This window comes from Sphingobacterium sp. BN32, assembly GCF_030503615.1.
Classification (GTDB): Bacteria; Bacteroidota; Bacteroidia; order Sphingobacteriales; family Sphingobacteriaceae; genus Sphingobacterium.
Map to the genome: position 1 here is coordinate 1,692,447 of NZ_CP129963.1, position 26,119 is coordinate 1,718,565.

At 41.2% G+C, this 26,119-nt stretch carries 25 protein-coding genes; 14 read left to right on the forward strand and 11 right to left on the reverse strand.

Features of this window, described 5'->3' with window-relative positions:
- Positions 1 to 4 precede the first annotated feature (4 nt).
- Both cobA and QYC40_RS07020 read right to left on the reverse strand, forming a co-directional pair.
- Positions 5 to 775 (reverse strand): uroporphyrinogen-III C-methyltransferase, encoded by a 771-nt coding sequence (gene cobA / locus QYC40_RS07015; RefSeq protein ID WP_301993213.1) that lies wholly within the window; start codon positions 773 to 775, stop codon positions 5 to 7.
- 14 nt (positions 776 to 789) lie between these two features.
- The gene (locus tag QYC40_RS07020) at positions 790 to 2,895 is read right to left on the reverse strand and encodes a HEPN domain-containing protein (protein WP_301993214.1); all 2,106 of its coding nucleotides are present in this window, start codon (positions 2,893 to 2,895) and stop codon (positions 790 to 792) included.
- Between the two features lie 170 nt (positions 2,896 to 3,065).
- Between QYC40_RS07020 and QYC40_RS07025 the strand changes: the two genes are divergently transcribed.
- From QYC40_RS07025 to QYC40_RS07040, 4 genes are read left to right on the forward strand one after another with little or no spacing between them, the layout of a single operon-like run.
- A complete protein-coding gene (locus QYC40_RS07025; protein WP_301993215.1) occupies positions 3,066 to 4,061 on the forward strand; it encodes a PstS family phosphate ABC transporter substrate-binding protein in 996 nt (331 codons plus the stop codon).
- Entirely contained in the window at positions 4,036 to 4,923 is an 888-nt protein-coding gene (pstC, locus tag QYC40_RS07030) for a phosphate ABC transporter permease subunit PstC (RefSeq protein WP_301993216.1), read from the forward strand. The genes QYC40_RS07025 and pstC overlap by 26 nt, the downstream gene beginning before the upstream one ends.
- Position 4,924: 1 nt before the next feature.
- Positions 4,925 to 5,779, forward strand: coding sequence for a PstA family ABC transporter permease (locus QYC40_RS07035; RefSeq protein ID WP_301993218.1), 855 nt, complete (start codon positions 4,925 to 4,927; stop codon positions 5,777 to 5,779).
- The gene (locus tag QYC40_RS07040) at positions 5,734 to 6,543 is read left to right on the forward strand and encodes a phosphate ABC transporter ATP-binding protein (RefSeq protein WP_301993219.1); all 810 of its coding nucleotides are present in this window, start codon (positions 5,734 to 5,736) and stop codon (positions 6,541 to 6,543) included. Before QYC40_RS07035 ends, QYC40_RS07040 begins: the two co-directional genes overlap by 46 nt.
- Before the next feature lie 65 nt (positions 6,544 to 6,608).
- On the opposite strand, the gene QYC40_RS07045 is transcribed toward QYC40_RS07040, so the two are convergent.
- On the reverse strand, positions 6,609 to 8,105 hold the full coding sequence (locus tag QYC40_RS07045) for a dicarboxylate/amino acid:cation symporter (RefSeq protein WP_301993221.1): 1,497 nt from the start codon (positions 8,103 to 8,105) through the stop codon (positions 6,609 to 6,611).
- A gap of 848 nt (positions 8,106 to 8,953) precedes the next feature.
- The gene (locus tag QYC40_RS07050; RefSeq protein ID WP_301993222.1) at positions 8,954 to 9,304 is read right to left on the reverse strand and encodes a 4Fe-4S dicluster domain-containing protein; all 351 of its coding nucleotides are present in this window, start codon (positions 9,302 to 9,304) and stop codon (positions 8,954 to 8,956) included.
- A gap of 160 nt (positions 9,305 to 9,464) precedes the next feature.
- Between QYC40_RS07050 and QYC40_RS07055 the strand changes: the two genes are divergently transcribed.
- The 5 genes from QYC40_RS07055 to dnaJ all read left to right on the forward strand — a co-directional run bounded on the left by QYC40_RS07055 (position 9,465) and on the right by dnaJ (position 13,256).
- The gene (locus QYC40_RS07055; RefSeq protein ID WP_301993223.1) at positions 9,465 to 10,478 is read left to right on the forward strand and encodes an acyl-CoA reductase; all 1,014 of its coding nucleotides are present in this window, start codon (positions 9,465 to 9,467) and stop codon (positions 10,476 to 10,478) included.
- Positions 10,479 to 10,537: 59 nt separating this feature from the next.
- Positions 10,538 to 10,741 (forward strand): fructose-6-phosphate aldolase, encoded by a 204-nt coding sequence (locus tag QYC40_RS07060; protein WP_149525955.1) that lies wholly within the window; start codon positions 10,538 to 10,540, stop codon positions 10,739 to 10,741.
- Between the two features lie 6 nt (positions 10,742 to 10,747).
- Positions 10,748 to 11,428 (forward strand): cell division ATP-binding protein FtsE, encoded by a 681-nt coding sequence (locus tag QYC40_RS07065; protein ID WP_149525954.1) that lies wholly within the window; start codon positions 10,748 to 10,750, stop codon positions 11,426 to 11,428.
- A gap of 129 nt (positions 11,429 to 11,557) precedes the next feature.
- On the forward strand, positions 11,558 to 12,094 hold the full coding sequence (locus QYC40_RS07070) for a nucleotide exchange factor GrpE (protein WP_301993224.1): 537 nt from the start codon (positions 11,558 to 11,560) through the stop codon (positions 12,092 to 12,094).
- A gap of 10 nt (positions 12,095 to 12,104) precedes the next feature.
- Positions 12,105 to 13,256 carry a molecular chaperone DnaJ gene (dnaJ, locus tag QYC40_RS07075; RefSeq protein WP_301993225.1) on the forward strand — a complete coding sequence of 384 codons (1,152 nt, stop codon included), beginning with the start codon at positions 12,105 to 12,107 and terminating at the stop codon, positions 13,254 to 13,256.
- 336 nt (positions 13,257 to 13,592) lie between these two features.
- On the opposite strand, the gene kdsA is transcribed toward dnaJ, so the two are convergent.
- Together kdsA and recQ are read right to left on the reverse strand one after the other, a co-directional pair.
- On the reverse strand, positions 13,593 to 14,408 hold the full coding sequence (kdsA, locus tag QYC40_RS07080; RefSeq protein WP_301993226.1) for a 3-deoxy-8-phosphooctulonate synthase: 816 nt from the start codon (positions 14,406 to 14,408) through the stop codon (positions 13,593 to 13,595).
- Between the two features lie 9 nt (positions 14,409 to 14,417).
- On the reverse strand, positions 14,418 to 16,607 hold the full coding sequence (gene recQ / locus QYC40_RS07085; protein WP_301993227.1) for a DNA helicase RecQ: 2,190 nt from the start codon (positions 16,605 to 16,607) through the stop codon (positions 14,418 to 14,420).
- 104 nt (positions 16,608 to 16,711) lie between these two features.
- Between recQ and QYC40_RS07090 the strand changes: the two genes are divergently transcribed.
- The 4 genes from QYC40_RS07090 to QYC40_RS07105 all read left to right on the forward strand — a co-directional run bounded on the left by QYC40_RS07090 (position 16,712) and on the right by QYC40_RS07105 (position 20,009).
- The gene (locus QYC40_RS07090; protein WP_301993228.1) at positions 16,712 to 17,677 is read left to right on the forward strand and encodes an SIS domain-containing protein; all 966 of its coding nucleotides are present in this window, start codon (positions 16,712 to 16,714) and stop codon (positions 17,675 to 17,677) included.
- Between the two features lie 121 nt (positions 17,678 to 17,798).
- Positions 17,799 to 18,173, forward strand: coding sequence for a DUF1573 domain-containing protein (locus QYC40_RS07095; RefSeq protein ID WP_301993229.1), 375 nt, complete (start codon positions 17,799 to 17,801; stop codon positions 18,171 to 18,173).
- 121 nt (positions 18,174 to 18,294) lie between these two features.
- A complete protein-coding gene (locus QYC40_RS07100; RefSeq protein ID WP_301993230.1) occupies positions 18,295 to 19,485 on the forward strand; it encodes a pyridoxal phosphate-dependent aminotransferase in 1,191 nt (396 codons plus the stop codon).
- A 230-nt stretch (positions 19,486 to 19,715) separates the two neighbouring features.
- Positions 19,716 to 20,009: a hypothetical protein gene (locus QYC40_RS07105; RefSeq protein WP_301993231.1), complete on the forward strand. Its 294-nt coding sequence runs from the start codon at positions 19,716 to 19,718 to the stop codon at positions 20,007 to 20,009.
- A gap of 34 nt (positions 20,010 to 20,043) precedes the next feature.
- On the opposite strand, the gene cmk is transcribed toward QYC40_RS07105, so the two are convergent.
- From cmk to yihA, 5 genes are all read right to left on the reverse strand, one after another.
- Positions 20,044 to 20,727, reverse strand: coding sequence for a (d)CMP kinase (gene cmk / locus QYC40_RS07110; protein WP_301993232.1), 684 nt, complete (start codon positions 20,725 to 20,727; stop codon positions 20,044 to 20,046).
- Entirely contained in the window at positions 20,727 to 21,140 is a 414-nt protein-coding gene (locus QYC40_RS07115) for a hypothetical protein (protein ID WP_301993234.1), read from the reverse strand. The genes cmk and QYC40_RS07115 overlap by 1 nt, the downstream gene beginning before the upstream one ends.
- A 3-nt stretch (positions 21,141 to 21,143) precedes the next feature.
- Positions 21,144 to 23,531, reverse strand: a complete 2,388-nt coding sequence (topA, locus tag QYC40_RS07120) for a type I DNA topoisomerase (protein ID WP_301993235.1) — start codon at positions 23,529 to 23,531, stop codon at positions 21,144 to 21,146.
- Between the two features lie 96 nt (positions 23,532 to 23,627).
- Complete coding sequence (locus QYC40_RS07125) at positions 23,628 to 24,479, reverse strand: UbiA-like polyprenyltransferase (RefSeq protein WP_301993237.1); 852 nt, start codon at positions 24,477 to 24,479, stop codon at positions 23,628 to 23,630.
- A 3-nt stretch (positions 24,480 to 24,482) separates the two neighbouring features.
- On the reverse strand, positions 24,483 to 25,094 hold the full coding sequence (yihA, locus tag QYC40_RS07130) for a ribosome biogenesis GTP-binding protein YihA/YsxC (RefSeq protein ID WP_301993238.1): 612 nt from the start codon (positions 25,092 to 25,094) through the stop codon (positions 24,483 to 24,485).
- Positions 25,095 to 25,200: 106 nt separating this feature from the next.
- On the opposite strand from yihA, the gene QYC40_RS07135 reads away from it, so the two are divergent.
- Entirely contained in the window at positions 25,201 to 26,109 is a 909-nt protein-coding gene (locus QYC40_RS07135) for an ABC transporter ATP-binding protein (protein ID WP_301993239.1), read from the forward strand.
- Positions 26,110 to 26,119 lie beyond the last annotated feature (10 nt).

Sequence of the window (26,119 nt, forward strand, 5' to 3'; positions counted from 1 at the left end):
CGGATTATGCGTTTTGAATGCCTGCTAACTCTTGTTTCACTACCTCAAACTCCTGATGTTTGGCAACCACTTCGCCCAACACGATAATCGCCGGAACACCAACCAAACTGCGTTCCGCATCTTGGATAATACTGTCGATTCGACCTAATACAACCCGTTCATTAGGTAGAGACCCGTTCTGAATCAATGCGATTGGCAAATCCCCTTTACCTTCAGACTGATACAGCGCTACGATCTCGCGTAGCTTCGAAAAACCCATTAATACAACAACCGTCGCGTTAGTCTGTACGGCAGAATACAAATCGCTAGATAGACGGCCATCGCTTGTAGAACCTGTAATTACCCAAAAGGACTCCGATATTCCACGATAAGTCAATGGGATTTGCTGAAGGCCGGTTAATCCAACCGACGACGAAATACCTGGCACCACTGCAGTTTCGATATCGTATTGGCGAACAAAGTCCAGTTCTTCACCGCCACGCCCGAAGACAAAAGGATCACCTCCTTTTAGCCGAACGACATGGCCATGAGTCAGTGCATAATCAACTAACAACTGATTAATATGGTCCTGCGAAGTCGATAAGCGCTCGGCGCGCTTTCCGACATATATTTTTGTGCAATCCTCGCCGGCATATTCCAGCAAGCTTTCGTTGACCAATGCGTCATATAAAATAACATCGGCAGAGGCGATTGCACGTATTCCTTTTAAAGTGATAAGGTCTGGATCTCCGGGGCCTGCACCTACTAAAGTTACTTTCGGTTTAATTTCTTTCATTCTTCCTTCCATTTTTATTGACTAACCGCCTTTAATTCTTCCCTACGTTCCGCTCCTTCTAATCCGAAAGCGGTGGCCTGCAACAGATATGTTTCCGCAAATTCCTTAGAGGGCTCATACTTATTAATTTGTAAAACACGCTCGCTGAAACTTGTTGGGAAACTAAATAATCCTTCGTTCACATAGTGCGTATCAAACTCCTGAATAACTGCTGATTGTGTTGATGCATTAACACCTTTGTCTAACAATAAAGCTTTTGCCGTCCATACAAATGAACTGTAAGCATGGTAGATCGCATCTGCATATTGCCCGTTCTCTAAAGCGAGTCTGGAGAGATCCAATTTCTCTTCAGCTTCCAATAACAAGGTAGCAACCAAGTCAATGACAACTCCGGCACATTCTCCAACGCCAATTGCTGTCGCAAAGGTCTCTTCATGTCCCCAATCGATGTGTTCATCAGGGGTCAAGGTTGTTAAGTCGGCAAGCGGCTTCAGCAATCGATAGAAATAGTCTTTCGTTTGCTGATCATAATAATCATGGAAATTTTGCTCTGCTGATTTGTTTGTCTTAAAGTCCGTGAGCAAGATATCCACAACTTGCAATACACGCTTCGTTGGAACTTTGATAACACGCTCTGCAACACGACCTTTACCATCGCCAATTGTACCTCCAGCTAACATCACTTGTGCAGCAGGAATAACGGCGCCGCCAGCCTTTACCGAACTTCCATGAAAGCCAATATGAGCAAGGCCATGTTGGCCGCAAGAATTCATACAGCCTGAGATCTTGATCTTTAATTGCTGTTCAAAAACAAAGTCGGTATGAAACTCATGTATATAGTTTTCTAAAACTCGAGCCATCTCCGTTGAGTTGGAAATCCCGAGGTTACACGTATCGGTGCCTGGACAGGTTGTTATATCGGCCGTGCTGTTATGCCCTGGTTTAGCAAAGCCTAAGCTTGCCAATAAATTATAAATATGCGGCAAAGATTCTTCACGAACATATTTGAAAAGTAGGTTCTGATCCTGAGTAATACGGATATCATCCGCAATATGCCCACGCAGTCCAGCAACTAATACACGTGCCTTTTCAGTTGGAATATCGCCCGTTTGAATATTCGCATAAACGCCATAATATCCCTTTTGCTTCTGCTCGAAAACATTGGTCTGTTTCCAAATTTCAAAACCAATCTGATCGAACGCCTGTTCTTCGACCACTTCTCCGGTCGGGGCTGCAGGTTGCTGAATCAGATTTCGATCAACCTTTACCTTTTTGTTTTTGATCGCCGTCTTTTCTTCTTCTATAAGTGCTAATACCCTTTCTAAACCTAGCTTTTGTATCAGGTATTTAAAACGAGCCTTATTACGGTTATTGCGTTCTCCATGTCGGTCGAATACACGCAACGTCGCTTCTATATAAGGGATGAAATCATCCTCGGCCAAGAAATCGAAGATTTCATAGGCAAGAATCGGTTGAGCTCCTAAGCCCCCACCGAGCATCACTTTAAATCCGCGTTGCTCCTCGCCATCTACAACCTTCACTTTCGGAATAAAGCCGAAATCATGTATATAAGAAAATGCTGAATCCTTATCAGACGATGAAAACGACATCTTGATTTTACGTCCCATTTCCGCACAAACGGGGTTTCTTAAGAAATATTCGAACGTTTTTTGTGCATACGGTGACACATCAAACAGTTCTTCAGGATCAATGCCAGCAGTTGCTGAAGCAGTCACATTACGGACTGTGTTTCCGCACGCCTCACGTAGCGTAATATCATCTTTCGCTAGCTTTGCCCATAATTCTGGAGTTTTGTCCAAACTAACAAAGTGTATCTGTATATCCTGGCGGGTCGTTAAATGCAGATTCTTGCTCGCATACTCATCAGAGATATCAGTAATCTTCAACAATTGCTTGAATGTAACCTTGCCAAAGGGTAGCTTAATCCGCACCATCTGGACCCCCGGCTGACGTTGTCCATACACTCCCCTCGCTAATCTTAAGGAGCGGAATTTCTCATCTGGGATCTCCCCTTTCCGAAAACTCCTGATCTTTCTCTCCAGCTCGATTATCTCTTGCTCAACGACTGGATTCTCTAATTCCGTACGAAAACTCTGCATGTTTAACCTAGTTAGTATTATTAATAATTCAACAACATCAACCTTATATTATAGTATTGTTAAGGTTCGATGGACAAATGTATAAATTTTCTGTAAAAATAATATATAATATCTAGTGATTTAGTATATATTTGTAGAAATAATTACGAAACACACTTTTAAGCAAGTCTATGAAGCTTCACAAATCATTGTCCATCAGCATTTTATCAGCACTTCTGTTGAGCAGTTGCGCGCCGAAGGTTTCTGAGGGCTATGATTCGGAGCGTGGATATGTTGGTAATATTTCTATATCCGGAGCCTTTGCACTCTACCCTTTAGCGGTACTATGGAGCGAAGATTTCAAGAAGGAAAATCCGGACGTTCGCTTTAATATTTCCGCTGGCGGTGCAGGTAAAGGCATAGCAGATGTCTTAACGAATATGGTTGATATCGGTTTAGTTTCTCGCGATCTACATGCGCAGGAATTAGAGAAAGGTGCTTATCCTGTCCTCGTTGCAAACGATGCTGTTATTGGAACGATCAATACTGAGCATCCGAATTATCAGCTTATTAAAGAGCGCGGACTTACTCAGGAAGAATTGAAACACATCTTTTTGGGAGGACATTATAAGTTATGGTCGGATATCGACCCGCGTTTTGTTGCTGAACCTCTGCAAGTATATGTGCGTTCGGATGCTGCAGGAGCGGCGGAAACATGGGCGAAATTCTTTAAAGCCAATCAAGAAGATTTAAAAGGAATAGGAATCTTTGGCGACCCTGGACTTGCCCAAGCTATTAAAGACAATAAGCTAGCCATTGGGTTCAATAACATCAATTATGTATACGACTTAAAATCGAAGAAAACCAGCGCACAGATTGCCGCCTTGCCTATTGACCTGAACAAAAATGGCAAAATCGATCAGGATGAGAACTTCTACGATAATATCGACGAACTGACGAGCGCTGTTGCTCAGCAAAAATATCCGTCGCCCCCCGCACGCGAGCTCATGTTCGTCGTTCGTAATGATCAGCAAACAAGGCTTCTGAAAGCATTTATCGAGTTCGTACTGCAGGAAAAACAGCAGGCTTACCTGTTAGAAAATGGTTATGTGCCGCTGGAAAAAGACATAATAGCACAACAATTACAAAAATTAAGCATTGGTGATAAACAGATTAGTAAAAGATAGGATAGCGCAGCGGCTATCCGCAGGATTATTGGGGATCACCAGCTTAGTCATCGTACTTATCGTCGTTGGCTTAGTATGGAAGGCAACTCCACTTTTAACAGAATTCTCGTTATGGGGGGTTGTGACCGAGAGTGTTTGGGCACCACTAAAAGGTGAATTCGGTTTTCTTTCTTTTATACTAGGCACGATTTGGGTGACACTATTATCCTTACTAATCGCTGTTCCGCTATGTATACTCGCCTCGGTCTATCTAGTAGAATATGCATCAGATCGCTTGCGAAATATGGTATTGCCTTTGGTCAATGTGCTGGCGGCTATTCCACCGGTACTCTATGGTGTTTGGGGCGTATTATTTGTAGTTCCTTTATTGGGCAATTATATAGCGCCCATATTTGGTGTTAGCACGACGGGCTATTCGGTTTTTGCGGGCGGTATTGTTCTGGCGGTGATGATCTTTCCAATCATGGTCAGCATCATGGTGGAGGTTTTGAACACGATTCCGTATGAGCTACGTGCCGTTTCTTTAAGTCTTGGTGCGACGCGCTGGGAAACGATCAAACATGTCGTACTAAAAAAAGCAAAACCTGGAATTTTTGCAGCAGTGGTCTTGGCCATCTCCCGCGCATTTGGCGAAACGGTCGCCGTATTGATGGTCTGCGGAAATATCCCGCAAATTCCTAAATCAATCTTCGACGCCGGATATCCCATTCCCGCTCTGATAGCAAATAATTTCGGCGAAATGATGTCCATTCCGCTATATGACTCGGCTTTGATGTTTGCAGCACTATTGCTATTTGTCATCATCTTTGGCTTTAATCTGATTTCGAGATTGATATTAAATAAACTGGAGGCAAAATATTAACATGAGGAATGTAAAATCTAGACTGTTTCAAGAGAAGCTTGCCAAAGTGTTTATGCAGCTTTCCGGTATCATCATCACCGGCTCTTTATTTTTCATCGTAGGCACTATACTCTACAAAGGTTTGCCCTATTTATCCTGGGACATGATTAGCAAGGTGCCGCAAGGTGGATTTTATATTGGAAAGGAAGGTGGAATTCTAAATGCAATCTTGGGATCACTTTACCTGGCTAGTGCCTCAACTTTGCTCGCGACACTGATCGGAATACCTATTGCGCTCTACCTGAATATCTATGTTAAGAAAGGTTCTTCCCTCGCGCGTAGCGCTAAACTATTGTTTGACGTGTTGTTCGGCATCCCTTCCATTGTCTATGGAGCGATAGCCTTCAGTATTATGGTATTCTTAGGGATTAGAGCGTCCTTGCTCGGGGGTATTATCACCATTACTTTGCTTACTATTCCTATCGTTGTGAGGACCTTAGATGAGCTTATCTCGACAATACCTCAAGATTTAAAACATGTTACGGCCTCTCTTGGGGCAACTCGTTTGGAAACAGCCCGTGTCATGATTAAATATATAAAACCAGGGCTTTTTACAGCGGTGCTATTGGCATTTGGACGTGCTATTGGCGATGTTGCCGGTGTTCTGTTAACCACGGGTTTCAGCGATAATTTACCAAAATATATCGACGAGCCGACCGCGACACTGCCGCTAGCGATATTCTTCCAGCTGAGCAGCCCTATCCCGGAAGTGCAAGGCCGCGCGTATGCCTCCGCATTAGTATTAACTATCATTATCTTAATCATCGTTTTATGCTCACATATCCTAGCGTCGAAGCAGAAAAAGCACAAGATCTAAGCCGTATCGTCCTTCCAAAGATTCAGATCAAGGATTTGAACGTTACGGTAGAGGGAAAACAGATTCTGAAGAATATCAGTCTTGATATCCCAAATAATTCGATTACCTCGATTATAGGTCCGTCTGGCTGCGGAAAAACGACGCTATTGAAAACTTTGAACCGACTGCTAGACGATCAGAAAGACGTGGAAGTAACAGGCTCTGTTTTGGTTAATAATGAGGATATCTATGCGCCTGGTGCAGAAGTGACTCACATCCGTAAAAAAATGGGATTGCTTTCCCAAAAGCCATTTCCATTACCGATGTCCATATTTGATAACATAGCTTACGGACCAAAAATCCACGGTATTCGAGATAAAAAGACTTTAAAAGCGATTGTTGAACAGCAATTGGTTAACGTAGGTTTATGGGATGAGGTAAAAGATCGTTTGGATGCTTCTGCGACACGTTTATCTATCGGACAGCAACAACGGCTATGCTTGGCACGCGGACTTGCTGTGGAGCCTGAAATCATCTTAGGCGACGAGTCTACCTCCGCCTTAGATCCCATTTCAACACAAACAATTGAAAATTTACTGATTCAACTTAAAGAAGATTATACCATTGTCTTAGTAACCCATATCCTACGCCAGGCCCGTAGAGTGTCTGACTATATCCTTTTCTTATATAACGGTGAAATCATCGAGTTCGGAAAAACAGAGGATGTTTTACTCAATCCACAAAACGAAATAACCAAACAATACGTGAAGGGTTATATTTCTTAATTTGGCAATTAATAATTCATATATTCAAAACGAAGGGGATGCTCGCTTGAACATTCCCTCTCTATTTAAGATCTTGTTTCGTTTTCAGGTCCTTCTTCGATAACCTCTGCGATTTCCTTGATTCCGTCTTCGTCAGAATCCACACGGAAAGGCGCTGCTTCGTCAAATTCACCTTCCCATTTCGCTACCACAACCGTCGCTAAACAGTTACCAATAACGTTCACCGATGTTCTAGCCATATCCATCAACTCATCAATACCTAAGATCGCTGCGATCACGAATACCGGCAATCCAAACTGATCCGCCGTAGCAATCAGTACGATTAAAGATGCTCTAGGAACAGCGGCAACACCTTTAGAAGTAATCATTAAGGTAAAGGCAATCGCCAATTGCTGTCCAAAAGACAAATCAATACCGGCTGCTTGCGCAACGAAAATCGATGCTAAGGACAAGTAAAGCGAAGTTCCATCGAGGTTAAAGCTATATCCCGTCGGGATAACGAAAGAAACAATTCGACGCGGAACCCCAAATTTCTCCATTGCGCTCATCGCTTTCGGAAGCGCAGCATCCGAGCTAGTCGTCGCAAAGGCAATAGAAACAGGTTCTTTTATCGCATTAACAAATTGTTTTACAGGTACTTTTAAATACAATGCCACCGGTAGCAAAACCACCAGTAAGAACATGATTAAGGCTAGGTAAAGGGTTGCCAAAAGCATGAATAGGTTTTTAAGGATATCGACCCCTAGGTGTCCAACCGTATAAGCCATCGCTGCACCCACACCAATTGGCGCGAAAAGCATCACCAAATTGGTGAATTTGAACATGGCTTCCGATAAACTCTCCGTGAAATCGACGAGCGGCTTTCGCTTTTTCTCTTCGACCATCGCTAAGCCGATACCAAAGATTACCGCAAAAACTACAATCTGTAATACTTTATTCTCATAAATAGACTTCACGATATTCTCAGGGAATGTGTCTCTAAAGAATGTCGTGAACTTAAATAACCAATGTGCACTTTCGTCGATATGCTCTAAAGCCACCTTATCGGCTTCCGAAACGGCCGAAGTTGTTGGAAGCTCTTCATGTGGCATGTGTTCAATATCAATACCGACACCCGCCTGTGTTAGGTTGATTGCCGCCAAACCGATGAAGATCGCACAAGTTGTCGCTAAGAAAAAGTATAGCATGGATTTCCAAGCCATACGCCCTACCTGCTTCAAATCGGAGTGTCCAGCAATACCAAATACCAAAGTCGAGAAGAGAATTGGCCCAACAATAGTTTTCACGAGCTTGATAAAGCCTTGACTTAAAGGTTGTAATGCACGTGCAGCATTCGGTAAATCAAGACCGATAAAGATACCAAGGATCATACAAGTCAAAATCCATGTGGTAAGATTTCGACGAACCAAGGCATTCATAACCAATACGGCAGCAGTAACCCAACGTACCACAACCATAACCGTAGCCGGAACAGCAACAATGTTAAATTCGTATAGTAAGGTGATAATAGAGGCTATCGCAATGGTTATTAATAGAATATATCCCGTTGTTTTTTTAGACATGTAGTTAATTTAGGGGTTATGTTATTCGTTATTTTCAATTTTCCGCCTGACAAAAATAAAAAAATAGCACTGTAAAGCAAATAATTTAGGGAAATGGACAGCCCTGCCTGAGAGAATAGGTTTGGTAAGTAGTTGAGGTCTAGTTTGTTTTAAGCCTTTGTCTAAACAGGATGGGAAAGTCGGTTTTGAGCGGTTGGTAAGTGTTTTGTCTTGAACCAGGAAAGGAAGGATGTAGGGATTGGCAGGATCATGCGGAAAGGAAAAATTGTCTTGAACCAGGAAAGAAAGGATATAAGGATTTACAGGATCATGCGGAAAGGAAAAATTGTCTTGAACCAGGAAAGAAAGGATATAAGGATTTACAGGATCCTGGTTATCTTTAATTCCTTCCTTTCTTGGTTCAAAACTAAGGAAACAATAAGACTGCCGTATAGTTCATCATCAACTCCTTAGCAAATCACTACCATTTCACTCCCCTATCATAGCCCTTTCGAAGCGGCTTTGATTGGGTTATACATTGGGTTTACATTGGGTTTGAAAGGGCTTTAAGCAGAACCAGTGTTCAGCAATGGCTATTTAATAGTTAGGCCAGATCCTACCAAGCCTTATAGAATAGTATTTAGTAGTTAGTACTTAGTAGTTAGACCTATGACGCCAGACCCTACTAGTCCCCCCTAATTTAGCACAAAAATGAAGCGCCTAATCGGCGCCGTCTAATATCGTATATCTAATTTCTAATGTCTAAAACTACTCCCGCCCAAGGTCTAACTACTGAGTACTAACTACTAACTACTAAAAAACAAAAAGCCTGTCGTTCGACAGGCTTTTTGTTTTTTTTATTTAGATGCTTATTCAGCGTGTAACCAAGCTTTCTTAGCTAGTAATTCGTCGTTAGTTTCGCGAACATCTTCGTCATCCACACAACAATCTACCGGACACACTGCAGCACATTGCGGTTCATCATGGAATCCGACACACTCTGTACATTTATCAGATACGATATAGTAGACCTCGTTAGAGATTGCTTCTTGCGATTCATTTGCGTCTAATGTAACGCCGTCGCCGAAATCAATAACACCATCCAAAGCAGTACCATCCGAAAACTTCCACGTTACTCCAGCATCATAAATTGCGTTGTTTGGGCATTCGGGTTCGCAAGCCCCACAATTTATACATTCGTCAGTAATTTTAATTGCCATTTATGTCCTTACAATAAAATAATAAACTAATTTTGCACTTGTCAAAGTTAACATTAAATATATACTCGATAAAAATAAAGTATATCAATTTAATAGTAATTGACTTTTATGTGGCAAATATAAGACAAAATTAATAGAGAATAATTCTAAATAGTAAGTTTTGGTACGAGAACAACGCATTCAAGCATTCAGTCATTTAGGTTCCTTTTTAGCATCAGATGATGCGGAAATTCAAGCAGTTTTAGATCGCGTTGAGCGCTTAAATCCTTGGTACACCTCGCGGTATGTAGCACAACAATTTAAGGCCTTGGGCGCACAGCTGACGGAAGCAAATTTAAATGCTTGGTTAGCTGATTTTCCGGATCAGGAAACCGATAAGGTAGTCGGCTTGGTGCTTGCTGGAAACCTCCCGCTTGTAGGCTTTCACGATATTCTATGTGTTCTGATTACGGGCTTTAAAGCACAGATTAAGGCTTCTTCAGATGACGCTGGTTTAACCAAGTTTGTTTTGGATAAGTTGGTCGAGACTGAGCCGGCATTCGCTGATCGTTTTGCTATCGTCGACATTCTTAAAGATTTTGATTTAGTAATTGCAACCGGAAGCAACAATTCCGCTCGTTATTTTGAGCACTATTTTGGTAAAAAACCACACATTATCCGTAAGAACAGAAACTCTATAGCAGTATTATCCGGCGAGGAAACGGAAGAGCAGTTAAAATCCCTTGGCCACGATATCTTTGATTTCTTTGGCTTGGGCTGCCGGTCGGTTTCCAAAGTTTTTATTCCGGAAAATTATGATGTGGCGAAGTTCTTTGAGGCTGTGGAATCATTCAACTGGATCAAAGATCATTTCAAGTACAATAATAATTACGATTTTAATAAATCAATCTACCTGATTAATAAGAATCAACATTTCGATAATGGGTTCTTGTTGTTGAAAGAGGATGAAAGCATGGCTTCTCCCCTCGCTGTTGTTCACTATGAGCGTTATAGCTCGCTCGCGCAAGTTGAAGAGTACATCAATAGCCATGCATCGGATATTCAGTGCGTTACATCGGCGATTGATTTGAAGGTAGATTCTCCGGTATTTCCGTTAGGGTCTAGCCAATCTCCGGCGCTAGATGATTATGCCGATGGAGTGAATACGTTGGAATTCTTGCGTGCGAACCAATAAAAGGTAAATTGTGGCGTTAATATAACTGTGTATTAATAAAAAATTATAATTTTGTTTACATGTATGTTATCAAAGTAAAGGGTGTTGCGAAGATTCCGGATTATGTTCAATTGCGTGATGATGCATTTACCCTATTAGCATACTTTCGAGTAGATCGACCTGATAAATCCCTTGATAAAATTGGCCTTGGTGATAAATTGGATTATATCATGGATGTAGTTCGCGAATTGCCATTTGGTCAGATAAAAAAAATTGACTTATAGAAAGATATGAGAGAAAATACGGTTATAAAACTTAAGAACGTCGATATATACCAACAGAAGCACTTGGTTTTATCTAATGTAAATTTAGATATTGCTCAGGGCGAATTTCTTTACTTAATCGGTCAGTCTGGTTCTGGAAAGAGTAGTTTATTGAAGATTATCTACGGTGATCTTTATATCGCTAATGGCGAAGGCATGGTCGCTGGATTTGATTTGAAGAAGCTTCATGAAAACGATGTTCCCTTCTTGCGCAGAAAGTTAGGGATTGTATTTCAGGATTTTCACTTATTGAATGACCGTACAATTGAGAAGAACTTAGAGTTTGCGCTTCGTGCAACTGGCTGGAAGGAAAAAGGCTTAATTGAGAACCGCATGCTTGATGTATTGGAGAAAGTAGGTCTGCGTTCGAAATTGAAGAAAATGCCGCATGAGCTTTCGGGTGGTGAGCAGCAGCGCGTTGTTATTGCCCGAGCTTTATTGAATAACCCTGAGATTATTTTGGCCGATGAGCCTACGGGTAACTTGGATCCGGCGACTTCCGAGGAGATCGTATTATTATTGCGTGATATTGCTTCTTCAGGTACAGCGGTATTAATGGCTACCCACGATTATCAAATTATTAAGAATATGCCTGCACGCATTATCCGTACTTCGGATGGTGGTTTGCATGACAATGTCAGCATCTAAAAACTGACATTCATCTGAATAATCCGACATTTTGCAAGTGTAAACATATAAAACACTGACAGGCTGTCGGATTTTTTTTATTGGCAAAAGAATTGATTGAAACAGATTTAAGAATATAATTTAAAGGTGATGATGAACGAAAACGAAAATATTCAAGACGAGCATTTAAATTCAGAAGAGACAGATTCGACGACAAACGTTGAGAACCCTGAAGTTGACGAAGTAGAAAGCCTAAGCAACAAATTGGCAGAGTCTAATGACAGATATACACGTTTAGTTGCGGAGTTTGACAACTATAAAAAACGCACATCCAAAGAGAAACTTGATTTAATGCAATCAGCGGGAAAAGAGGTGTTAGTGAAATTATTACCTGTATTAGATGATTTCGATCGTGCGATGTCTTTTATGAAAGATATTCCTAACGACGACAGCGTAAAACAGGGCGTTGACCTAGTGAATACGAAGTTCCGCAAAACAATGGAGCAATTAGGACTCAAAGAAATGGATGTGATCGGGCAACCATTTGATCCGGAGTACCAGGAAGCTATTACTTCTATCCCTGCACCTAGCGACGATTTAAAGAATAAAGTAATTGATGTGATTGAGAAAGGCTATTTCTTAAATGACAGCGTATTACGTTTTGCAAAAGTTGTAGTAGGTCAATAAGAAAAATAAAATGTCAAAGAGAGATTATTACGATGTCCTAGGTGTTTCCCGCACTGCCGAAGTGACGGAGATTAAGAGTGCCTATCGTAAATTAGCTATTAAGTATCACCCAGATAAAAATCCGGGCGATAAGGAAGCGGAAGATAAATTTAAAGAAGCTGCTGAAGCTTACGAGATATTAAGCAATTCGGAGAAGCGTGCGCGTTATGATCAGTTTGGTCATGCGGGTAATTCTGCTGCTGGCGGTTATGGTGGCGGCGGTATGAATATGGAAGATATCTTTAGTCAGTTTGGCGATATCTTCGGCGGTGGTAATCCGTTTGAGAGTTTCTTTGGTGGTGGTGGCGGAGGCCGTGGTGGCCGTCGTGTGCAACGCGGAAGTAACTTACGTATAAAAGTGAAATTGACCTTAGAGGAGATTGCGAAAGGCGTTGAGAAAAAGGTTAAAGTAAATAAGCAAGTAGTTTGCCATACCTGTAGCGGTACTGGCGCTAAAGATAAGAGTTCTTACCATACCTGTAACACGTGTGGTGGTAGCGGTTCTGTTCGTCGCGTGACGAATACCATCTTAGGTCAGATGCAAACAACAAGCACCTGCCCTACTTGTAATGGTGAAGGCGTTGAGATTACTGCGAAATGTACAACCTGTAAGGGTGAAGGATTAGAGCGTGGTGAAGAAACAATCTCTATCAACATTCCTGCAGGTGTAAGCGAAGGTATGCAATTGTCGATGAGTGGCAAAGGTAATGCTGCCCCTCGTGGAGGTATCCCTGGAGATTTAATTATCTTGGTTGAAGAAATTCCGCATGAGACCTTAAAGCGTGATGGCATCAACGTAATTTATGATCTTTATATCAACTTTGCAGATGCAGCGTTAGGCACAAGCGTAGAAATTCCGACTATCGACGGTAAAGCAAAGATTAAGATCGACCCAGGAACTCAAGGCGGTAAAATCTTACGCTTAAAAGGAAAAGGATTGCCGGAAGTGAATTCTTACCACAAAGGCGACCAATTGGTCTACGTGAATGTATGGACACCAAAGACTGTTTCGAAAGAAGAGAAAGAACTTTTGGAGAAATTGAAAGGATCCGCAAACTTTAAACCTCAACCAGGTAAGAGTGAGAAGTCCTTCTTCGAACGTATCAAAGAGTATTTTGAGTAGAGATTTTAGATGTTAGACATTAGATATTAGACATTGAAAAGGCGCCGACTAGGCGCCTTTTTTTTGATTTTGGAGGGTATTGTCTTTGAACCAGAAAAGGAAGGATGAAAGGATTGTCAGGATGGTGCTGTCTTTGTACCAGGAAAAGAAAGATGGAAGGATTGGCAGGATGCTCTTGTCTTGAACCAGGAAAGGAAGGATTTAGGGATTTACAGGATCCTGCTCATCTTTTTCATCCTTCCTTTCTTGGTTCAAAACAATGAACAATCATTATCCGCAAAAGGTCTTAATACTAGGTACTAACTACTAACTACTAAAAAAAATCTAATATCTAGACTAAACAACCGCCTGTCTTACGCGGATCAATTTCTCCATTAATCCTTCTAAAAGGTCTAGGTGCAGCATATTTGCGCCGTCGGATTTTGCGTTTGCAGGATCTGGGTGAGTTTCGATAAATAGTCCATCGGCACCAACAGCGATTGCTGCTTTGGCAATTGTCTCGATTAGTTCTGGTTTACCGCCGGTTACTCCGGACGATTGATTCGGTTGTTGCAGAGAGTGTGTACAGTCCATTACCGTTGGGACGTTGAAGTCGCGCATGGTTGGAATTCCGCGAAAATCGACGATTAAGTCCTGGTATCCGAAAGTATTACCGCGGTCGGTTAAGAATACTTTGTCGTTTCCAGAATCTTTAACCTTATCTACAGCGAACTTCATGGATTCTGCTGCTAGGAACTGTCCTTTTTTAATGTTTACGACCTTTCCAGTTTGCGCTGCAGCGACCAATAGCTCCGTTTGACGACATAAGAATGCTGGAATCTGTAGCACATCTACGTAGGCAGCAGCCATTGCTGCTTCATGGCTTTCGTGGATATCTGTTACCGTAGGGACACCGAAGGTCTTCCCTACTTTTTCGAGAATCTTTAAAGCTTTTTCATCGCCAATTCCGGTAAAAGAATCTACTCTTGAGCGATTTGCTTTGCGGTATGAGCCTTTGAAGATATAGGGGATATTGAATTTATCTGTAATCGTAACGATACGTTCAGCGATACGAAGCGCGATATCCTCGCCTTCGATTGCACATGGGCCTGCCATTAAGAAGAATGCATCAGAATCTGCATTCTTGATATTTGGCAAATAAGTATTGATCATATTCTATTATTAATTTCCTAGTTCTGATATAAATTTGATGCGCATAAGCTGAATGTCTTCGAAAGAATAGTCCTCCTCTCCTAGTTCATTCAATGCACTATCGATGCTATCATTCTCCGCAGATTTGAAGTAATCATAAACCTCATCCTGACGATCCGGATCGATCATCTCATCGACAAAGTATCCGATGTCCAGCTTCGTACCTGAGTTGACGATAGATTCAACCTCTTTCAGCATATCCTCGTAGCTGATTCCCTTAGACGATGCAATATCTTCCAAGCTGATCTTTCTGTCGATATTCTGAATGATGGAAACCTTCAATGCAGATTTGTTTGCCGTGCTTTTGATCACCAAATCCTGCGGTCTGTCGATATCGTTGTCTTCAACGTATTTCTTAATCAACTCAACGAAAGGTGCACCAAACTTCATTGCTTTCCCAGATCCTACGCCCTGAATTTTCTTGAGCTCTTCCGTAGAAATAGGATAATGAGTACACATCTCGTCTAACGACGGGTCTTGAAAGATCACAAATGGTGGAAGTGACTTCTGCTTGGCAATCTTCTTGCGAAGATCTTTCAGCATTTTCAATAGTTCGGCATCCAAGGTACTGCTGTGTCCCGCTGCACCATCGGAGCTATCTCCGCGCGCCTTTTCCATCGGGCGGTTGATGATGTATTTAATCGGGTAAGGGTTGCTGATATATTTTTTGCCGGTCTCCGTCAATTGTAGGAGTCCGTAATGGTCTATATCTTTCTTGATAAAATCGGAGAATTCCGCTTGGCGGATCAGTGAATTCCAATAATTCACTCCCAATTCTTTACCTGAGCCAAATAAAGGGTGAGTGTCGTGCTTATAGGATGATATTGGTTGGTTGTTCTGACCAATCATTACATTGATAATATGTTGGTCATCAAACTTATCACCTTGCTCTTTAATGAAGTTCAATACCTGCAATAGGGATTCTTCGGCGTCGAAATAACTTTTTTGCGAACGGCAGTTATCACACATATTGTTACAGCCTGTTTCGTCGAATTTCTCTCCGAAATAGTACAATATCTGCTTTCTGCGACACACTGCAGATTCTGAATAGTCGATAACTTCTTTTAAGATCTGAGTGCCAATTTCCTTCTCAGAAACCGGTTTATCCTTCATGAACTTAGTCAGTTTCTCTACGTCTTTTTCCGAGTAGAATGCTAAACAAAAGCCATCACCGCCATCGCGTCCTGCACGTCCTGTCTCCTGGTAATACCCTTCCATAGATTTTGGAATATCATGGTGGATAACATAACGAACGTCTGGTTTGTCGATTCCCATACCGAAAGCTATCGTCGCAACAATGACTTCGATATCTTCCATCAGGAACTTGTCCTGCGTTTCAGCACGCGTTTTGGCGTCCAGCCCCGCATGGTATGGTAAAGCTTTGATACCGTTGATATTCAGCACCTCAGCAATCTCTTCTACCTTCTTACGGCTAAGACAATAGACTATACCGGCCTTACCGGTATTATTTTTTATAAAGCGAACAATCTCCTTAATAACGTCTTGCTTAGGGCGAACCTCGTAATAAAGATTCGTCCGGTTAAACGAAGACTTAAATAAATGAGCATCATTCATCTGTAAGTTCTTGCGAATATCAGATTGTACCTTTGGTGTCGCAGTGGCCGTCAGCGCGATAATAGGGATGTTATCTCCTACTTCATTGATGACTTGTCGGATTTTACGATACTCCGGGCGGAAGTCATGTCCCCACTCCGAAATACAATGCGCTTCATCGACAGCGACGAAGGACACGGTAATACTCCGTAGAAATGCCACATTGTCCTCCTTGGCCAGGGATTCCGGTGCAACATATAACAATTTGGTTTTACCCTCTGTTACATCCTGTTTTACACGTAGAATCTCATTCTTAGTCAATGAGGAGTTCAAAAAGTGTGCAATGCTGTCTCGACCACCGAAGGCTCTCAGTTGGTCTACTTGATTTTTCATAAGCGCAATTAACGGCGAGATCACAATAGCTGTTCCTTCGCTCATTAACGCAGGTAGTTGATAGCAGATGGACTTGCCACCGCCCGTCGGCATAATAACAAAGGTATCTTTCTTGTTTAGCACATTTGTGATAATGGCTTCCTGATCTCCTTTGAAATTATCAAACCCAAAAAAATCCTGTAAATTGTCAAATAGTGATTTTTCTATTTCCATTCACCTAGCGATGTTAAATTAGATGACTTTACAACATTAGGAATACGCCCCAAATAGTGTATTTTTGTGATGTAAATTGAAGAATAAAAATAAGTAAATTTTACGTGAAAAACAATACAGATATCAAAAAGGTTGCCGTGAACACCTTTGAGTTAGAGGCGAAAAACATCCTTGCATTATCAGAAAGAATTGATGATGATTTTGTTAAGGTTGTTGAATCAATACTTAGTTTAAATGGCCGAGTTATCATTACGGGAATCGGCAAGAGCGCGATTATTGCGCAGAAGATTGTCGCAACGTTAAATTCTACAGGTACACCGTCAATTTTCATGCACGCAGCAGACGCGATACATGGCGATTTAGGAATCATTCAGCAAGAGGATTTGATTATTGCCATCTCCAAAAGTGGTAATACACCAGAGATTAAAGTGCTAGTACCCTTCCTAAAACAAACCAACAATAAGCTTGTGGCAATTGTTGGAAACCGAAACTCCTTCCTTGCCGAACAAGCTGATTATATCTTGGATACGACGATCACGCGCGAGGCTTGCCCCAATAACCTAGCCCCTACGACAAGTACGACCGTTCAGCTTGCTATGGGAGATGCGATCGCTGTAGCTTTACAAACGGAAAGACAATTCTCCGATCGTGATTTCGCGAAATACCATCCAGGTGGCGCCTTAGGAAAGCAGCTTTACTTACGCGTGGGCGACTTGTCAGACAATAATGGTCTTCCAATCGTCGAACCTACTATGGACATTCGAAATGTGATTATATCAATTACGAAGTTTCGTTTGGGAGCGACGGTGGTATTAGAGTATGATAAAATCCTCGGAATTATTACGGACGGGGATATTCGACGTATGCTTGAAAAACATGAGGATATCTCCCGTTTGAGCGCCAAGGACATCATGAGTCTTAACCCGAAGACTATTGACAGGAATGAATTGGCTGTGAATGCTTTACATACCATGCGTCAGTTCAGCATTTCTCAATTGGTCGTAACGGATGAGGGGAAATATGCAGGAATTATTCATATTCAGGATATTCTGAAAGAAGGAATCATTTAAAGTTTTTGTAATATTATTGTTGATTTAGGCAAATCTGTATGCTATAGGCTGGTTTTTTATAAAATTGGTCTTAGATTTGAGTATTACAAGTAAATAAAAAACAACTAAACAAATTGAAGCAATGAAAAAAATTACAAGTATATGTGCGGTGGTAATTGCGTTTATTAGTTTAACAGCAATGACAATGTTGGCGGCAGAATTTAAGTTCGAAAAAGAAACGCATGACTTTGGAAGAATTCCAGCAGGCAAACCAGTTTCTTTCGAATATAAGTTCAACAATGCTGGCGATGAACCAATCATAATTGCTGACGTTCAACCTACTTGTGGATGTTCAGTAGCAGAGTTTACAAAAAGCCCAGTAAAACCAGGTGAAGCAGGAACCATTAAAGTAACGTTCAATGCGGAAACCAAAGGGCCTTTTACGAAGTCTTTCATCGTAAAATCAAATACAAAGACTCCTGTTAAAACTTTGACGATAAAAGGTATAGTAGAATAAAACAATATCTAGAATATTATTTAGCGAAGCCATTCTATAAACAGAATGGCTTCGTTATTTATAACCTTTCCTTCGAAGATTATTCGTAAATTTGATGCAGTCAAAACGAAAACAAATTATAATGCCAACAATCTCTCAAAAGGGCATACAAATGCCTGCGTCACCCATTAGAAAGCTTACACCATTTGCCGATCAGGCTAAAAGAGATGGAAAAAAGATCTATCATCTAAATATTGGTCAGCCAGATATCGAGACTCCTGAAGTCATGTTAAACGCTTTGAAGAATATTGATTTCAAAGTATGGGCATATACTGCTTCGGAAGGGACTCTATCGTATCGTACGAAGTTGGCTGAGTATTATAACAAACTTAACTATAACATTACGCCAAGTGATATCCTAGTAACCAACGGAGGTTCTGAAGCAATCACAATTGCTATGCAGGCTTGTTTAAACCCAGGTGAAGAGGTTATCATCCCGGAGCCGTTCTATGCCAATTATAATGGATTTGCCTGCTCTGCAGATATTATTGTAAAGCCTATTATGTCTTATATAGACAATGGCTTTGCTTTGCCGTCTATCGCGGAGTTCGAAAAGGTAATCACGGAAAAAACGAAAGCTATTGCAATCTGTAATCCAAATAACCCAACGGGATACCTTTACTCACGTGAAGAACTTGAGGCCTTGCGCGAGCTATGCTTGAAATATGATCTTTACTTATTCTCAGACGAAGCTTATCGTGAGTTCTGTTATGACGGGCGTGAGTTCTTGTCACCAATGCACTTGGAAGGTTTAGAGCAACACGTTGTTGTATTTGACACCGTTTCTAAACGTTACTCTGCATGTGGTGCTCGTATCGGTTGTATCATCACCAAAAACAAAGAGCTGTATCAAACCTGCTTAAAGTTTGCTCAAGCACGCTTAAGTCCATCCTTGGAGGGACAAATTGCGGGCGAGGCCGCTGTCGATACTCCGGATAGCTATTTTGAAGCGGTATCTAAAGAGTATACAGCAAGAAGAGATGTCTTAGTAAAGGGACTAAACAACATTGATGGTGTGTTCTGTCCTAATCCAGGCGGTGCCTTTTACGTAGTTGCTAAGCTTCCGATTGACAATGCAGATAAATTCTGCCAATGGATGTTAGAGAAGTTTGATTACAACAATGAAACGGTGATGATGGCACCTGCTACAGGTTTCTACTCTACTCCAGGCGCTGGCCAGAATGAAGTTCGTCTTGCCTATGTGTTAAATCAAGATGATCTAAAAAAGGCACTAGTTTGTCTGGAAGAAGGCTTGAAAGCATACAATAAGTAGCTATAAGACTTTAGATATAAGACTTAAGACCCTGTATAGGGTCTTTTTTTTTGCGCTAATATGAATTTGTGATTTCTATGTTCATTAAGTAATTAATTATAAACATAGGCACAGATAACTCGATTGGCTAGAGGGTTACAAAGAATACTTAAAAAACGTTAAAACCAAAGATCTTAAAACAAAATCGCGGTTGCCACGTTTATATATTATAAACTAATGAAGTAGAATTTATGGATAAATTGAAGAAATTTGACTTAATGGAGAAAATATCCAGGGAATTGGAAGACATTAGAAATAGTCAACAAGCAGTTTTAGAAAAGATTGCGAAAGTAGAAGTCGACAATATCGAATTGGGCGATAAGACTATTGAGAAAAAAATCCCTGAAATTTATCAGCGTACTGCTGATAACTCCGAGGCTATCCGAGAGATATTGGAAGCATTTCAAACTAAGACCGATGATTTTGGTGAGAAAAACAATATTGACAAGCTTCGTGAACAAAACGAAATTGACAATATGAAATAGGAAAAAAGCTGGCTTATGAATAAGCCAGCTTTTTTTATGCGGTTTGCATTCTTTTGTTGACCAGGTCAACAACAAACGCTAATTGTTCTTCTTGATTTAATTCGCTATTATCTAATACGACGGCATCATCTGCCTGTCTTAATGGGCTTTCCTCTCTGGTGCTATCAATATGATCACGGTGGGACAGATTATCTTTAACCTCTTCCATGGTGATGACCTCTCCTTTTGCAGTAAGCTCTGCAAATCTTCTTTCCGCACGAACTTGAGGACTAGCTGTCATGAAAACTTTCAAATCAGCATTTGGAAATACGGTTGTTCCGATATCGCGACCGTCCATCACGATGTTACGCTTTGCCCCTAAGGCTTGCTGCTGCTTTACCATTGCATGGCGAACAGCTTTAATTGCACTAACCTCACTCACATATTCCGACACTTCCATCGTTCGGATTGCATCAGATACATCTTCACCATTTAAGAGTACCTGCGTTTTATCCGCGAGAGGAACTAAATCGATATGGATGTTTTCAATAGCCGATTTAATCGCAGCGTCATCACTCAGGCTAATATTATTACGTTGGAAATATAGCGTTACGGCGCGATACATCGCCCCGCTATCTACAAACACAAAGTTCAATTTCTTGGCTAAAGCTTTTGCCACGGTACTTTTACCACAAGATGAGAATCCATCTATTGCAATCACGAAGTTGCCATTTTTCATTAGTTTGTTCCTCCGATCATTACGCCGGGCTTATTGACCAATGGAATCTTGATCAGATTCTCATCAACAATACTGTCTGGCAGGAAAATATACTTTTTATCATAGATTACACCATCGATATAGTAGCTTAACCAATATTCATTGGTTAAACCAAACACTTGAATATCAATAGCTTCAATCTTTTGCGATGAATGAGCGTCCATATCACCGATAAAGTGGCGTAAGGTTGTCGTAATCACTTTGCGACCATCTTTCTCACCATACCCTTTGGAAGATACCAACACATTCTGGATCGCCTTATCCTTCTCGTTGATCAGATACACATTCCAAACCTTCGCCCCGGGTGCCTCAGACTCTAATACGACCGCAATCGAGATGTCTTCAACGATGTTTAAAGGTAAGTCTTTTTTCATAGCTTACTTCTTTTTTGCTTTCGCTGCTGGCTTAGCTGCCTTCGCCGTTTTAGTGGTTTTAGTAGTTCTCGTCGCTTTCTTTGCAGAACCACCTTTGCTATCCTCTTCAGCCCATTTCAACACGTCCTCGTAGGTAATCTTTTCCACTTCCGTTCCTTTCGGAATCTTTAAGTTTTGCTTTCCAAAACGTACGAAAGGTCCCCATCTACCGTTTTCAATCTTTGCTTCAGGATTTTCATCAAAAACTCTGATAATCTTATCTTTATCCTTCTGGCGTTTTTCTTTAATAATCTCTACAGCTTGCTCCTCAGTTACGTCCAAAGGATCCACTCCTTTAGGTAAAGAATAGAAGCTGCTGTTGTGGCGAATATAAGGTCCGAAACGACCGATTGCAACCGTCATTTCTTTCTCTTCAAATTCCCCAACCTTCTTAGGCAAGTTGAATAAATCCATCGCCTCTTCAAAGGTTATCGTTTCGATCATCTGGCCCTTGCGCAAAGAAGCGAAGCGAGGCTTCTCTTCATCGTCAGCAGACCCTATCTGTACAAGTGGTCCGAATCGACCTACACGAACCGACACTGGTTTTCCGGACGCAGGATCAACACCTAACTCGCGTTCATGCGTTGCTCTGTCTGCATTTTCAAGCGTGTCCTGCACTTCCGTATGGAACGGGCCATAGAAATTCGAGAGCATGTCTGTCCATTCTTTATATCCCTGTGCAATTTCGTCAAACTCCTTCTCTACCGTAGCAGTGAAATTGTAATCGACAATATCATTAAAGTGTTGAACTAGAAAATCATTTACCAGCACACCGATATCGGTTGGGAATAATTTACTGCGTTCAGCACCGGTAATCTCCGTTTTCTTTGTACTGGAAACTTGTCCGTTCTCTAAACTGATCACTTCATATACACGTTCTTTACCGTCGCGATCCTCCTTTACCACATATCCTCTATTCTGGATAGTCGAAATAGTCGGCGCATAGGTAGAAGGACGTCCGATTCCAAGTTCTTCCAATTTCTTTACCAAAGAAGCCTCCGTAAAGCGAGCGGAAGGACGTGAGAAACGCTCTGTAGCGTTCATATTCTTCAACTGCAAGTCCTGGCCGGTCGTCAATGGAGGTAATAGCTTGTTTTCAGAATCGCCATCATCCAACCCATCCTGATCATCGTCGGTCGATTCCATATATACTTTCAAGAAGCCATCAAATTTCAATACTTCTCCGGTGGCAACAAAGTCTTCTTTACGTGTAGACACATCAATTTTTGCCGTCGTTTTCTCGAACTCAGCTTCGCTCATTTGTGATGCGATTGATCTTTTCCAAATCAACTCATAAAGGCGTCGCTCTGAATTGTCACCATCGATAGAGTGCTCGTTGAAATATGTTGGACGAATCGCCTCGTGTGCCTCTTGGGCTCCTGCGCTCTTCGTACGGTATTGTCTTTGTTTATGGTATTGATCCCCGTAGGCACTTACAATCTCTGCTCTAGCAGCCTGTAAAGCTGTATCAGAAAGATTCACCGAGTCGGTACGCATATAGGTAATGCGTCCGGCCTCATACAAACGCTGTGCAACCTGCATCGTCCTAGCTACCGAAAAGCCTAGCTTTCTACTGGCTTCCTGTTGCAAAGTCGAGGTTGTAAAAGGGGCTGCAGGCGTTCTTTTCGAAGGTTTAGTTTCTAGGCTCCCCACTGTGAAGCTAGCTTCAACACAGTCTTTTAAAAACTTCTCCGCTTCCACAGAGGTTTGGAAACGCTGTGGTAATTCGGCTTTGAATTGTTCACGAGCTTTTCCTGTATTAAATATCGCAACTACTTTATAAGATGCTTCTGCTTCAAATCTATTAATCTCACGCTCGCGCTCTACAATTAAACGTACAGCAACAGACTGAACCCGACCTGCGGAAAGAGAGGGCTTAACTTTCCTCCACAATACAGGTGATAATTCAAAACCCACTAATCTATCTAATACACGGCGTGCTTGTTGTGCATTTACTAAATTGAAATCTATTTTTCTAGGCGTCTCTATCGCTTTTAAAATGGCTGGCTTGGTGATCTCATGAAAGACGATACGTTTTGTATTCTCATCCTTCAGACCCAAAGTTTCATATAAGTGCCATGAAATAGCCTCTCCCTCGCGGTCCTCATCGGATGCTAGCCATACTGTCTCTGCAGTTTTTGCCAACTTTTTCAATTCACTGACAATCGCTTTCTTATCGGCAGGTACTTCATACTTCTGCTTAAAGTTGTTTTCCGTATCAATTGCATCATCAGTCTTTACCAAATCTCTGATATGACCATAGCTGGACTTCACAAGAAAATCCTTCCCTAAATACCCTTCAATTGTTTTTGCTTTTGCCGGAGACTCGACTATCAATAGATTTTTCGCCATTTATTTTTAATAGATTTCATGCAAAGAAAATGATTTCAAAATGGAATGCAAATTAAATTTTATGTGCATTTGCTAAAAAGTGAGCAATATCATGCCTTATATAAAGGCGATATCCAGTAGGTAAAAGACCATAAAAACCACTGAGGCAATACCATTAGTGGTCATAAAGGCACGGTCGACTTTACTTAAATCTGTGGGGCTCACAATTCGATGTTGGTAGATTAATAAACTTCCGTAAAAAAGTAATCCTATATAATAGAACCAACCTGTAGGCATAAAGAATACAGGTAGACTAACAAATATAAAAGACAATACATGTAAGACTTCGGAAATACGTAGCGCTTTCGGTCCGCCGAAATTCGCAGGAATCGAATTCAAGCCATTTGCACGATCGAACTCTTCATCTTGTAACGCATAGATGATGTCGAAGCCACTAACCCAAGTTAATACAGCCAAGCCGTAAAAGATGGGAACAATTGCGAAAGCCCCGGTTACTGCTAAATAGGCTCCGACAGGTGCCAAGCCTAACCCTAAACCCAATACCAAATGGCATAATGGAGATATGCGCTTCATATAGGAATAGAATAGCACCACAAACAAGGCCACCGGTGCCAATACCAGGCACATCTCGTTGATGAAGTAGCAGGCAACCATAAATATCACACAGTTTATTATGGTGAAAGTCAATGCTTGCTTTGGCGATATTCTACCCGCGGGGATATCACGAACCGCTGTACGTGGATTTAACGCATCAATATCCCGATCCAGATACCTATTAAAGGCCATCGCCGCATTCCTAGCGGTGACCATACAGACCAGCATTAAAACAAATAACTTCCAATCGAATTGGAAGCTTGTTGTATTTATTGCTAAGAAAAATCCGATAATAGCAAATGGTAGTGCGAAAATACTATGTGCAAAAAGCACCAACGACATATATTTCTTCATGGATTACTCGATCGGCGACTCAAATTGTTGGTTAATAGCATCAATATTCTCTAATACCAATTCACAACCTAATTTCGTTTCAGACGAAGTCAGGAAATGAGTCGGTATCTCCTCAAACCACTTTTTCATGGCTCTACGGAATTTTGCGATATTCTGATCCGACTTAACGCCCGATTGCTTATCAGCTTTGGTAAAGATCATCTGGAAGGGTATTCCCTGCTCCCCTAACCAAAACACAAAATCTAAGTCAATCTTCTGTGGCTCTAATCTACTATCAATCAGCACATATACGCATTGTAAATTAACTCGATTGATTAAGTAAGCACGAATGAATTTTTCCCAGGTCGCTCTATTCTTTTTTGATGTCTGCGCAAAACCATAACCCGGTAAATCCACCAAATACCAGGTTTTATTAATCAGGAAATGATTGATCAACTGTGTTTTACCCGGCTTTTGAGAAGTTTTAGCTAAGCCCTTTCTACCGGTCATCGCGTTAATTAGCGAGGACTTTCCGACGTTTGAACGACCAATAAAGGCATATTCCGGTAGATTGGCAATAGGTAACTTATCAATTTCCGTATTGCTGCAAATAAATTCTGCGTCTTTTACGATCATGGCACAAAGGTACGATTTATAAAAACTTTTCCATCTTTTCTCAATTTTTAAGATTTAGTTTCATGTTAACGGCATTTTAATTAATTTAACCACAAAAACCCAACTTATGCTAGATATACGTAACATCGTGAAGCAGTATGCCAATCATCGCGCTTTAGACGATGTGTCCATGTTTATTCCTAAAGGCAAGATATTCGGGCTGTTAGGTCCGAATGGTGCTGGAAAAACATCCCTAATCCGCATTATCAATCAAATTACCGCGCCCGATGCTGGCGAGATATATTTCGATGGCGAATTGCTATCACCAAAACATGTCGAACGAATTGGCTATCTCCCCGAAGAAAGAGGCCTATATAAGAAGATGCAGATTGGCGATCAAATGATCTATCTAGCTCAATTAAAAGGTTTATCAAAAAATGAAGCCAAGCAACGCCTTAAATACTGGTTTGAGAAGTTACAGATTGAATCCTGGTGGGATAAAAAGGTCGAAGACCTCAGTAAAGGAATGCAGCAGAAAGTACAGTTTGTAGCTACGGTACTCCACGAACCAGACTTGATCATCTTAGATGAGCCATTCTCTGGATTCGACCCGGTTAATGCCCAGATTATTCAAGACGAAATATTGGAGTTAAATAAAAAGGGGGCTACAATCATATATTCGACTCACCGCATGGAATCGGTCGAAGCTTTATGTGATAATATTGCCCTTATCCATAAATCGAGAAAGATATTGGATGGATCGGTTCGAGAAATCAAGAACGAATATAGAAATCAAACCTACACTATTTCCTACGCATCAAATGGCACGGACCCTATACATCAGGATGAGCTTTATCAGCTGATTAAACATGAACAGCATGAGGAAGAGCAAAAACTTACCATTCGGATTTCCGATAACCGCAGTCTGAATGATGTTTTAACTTTCCTGATCCCAAAGGTTGAGATACATCAAATCTTTGAAATCATTCCATCCATGAATGATATTTTTATCACACGTGTTACTCAACATAACTAACATAGAACGC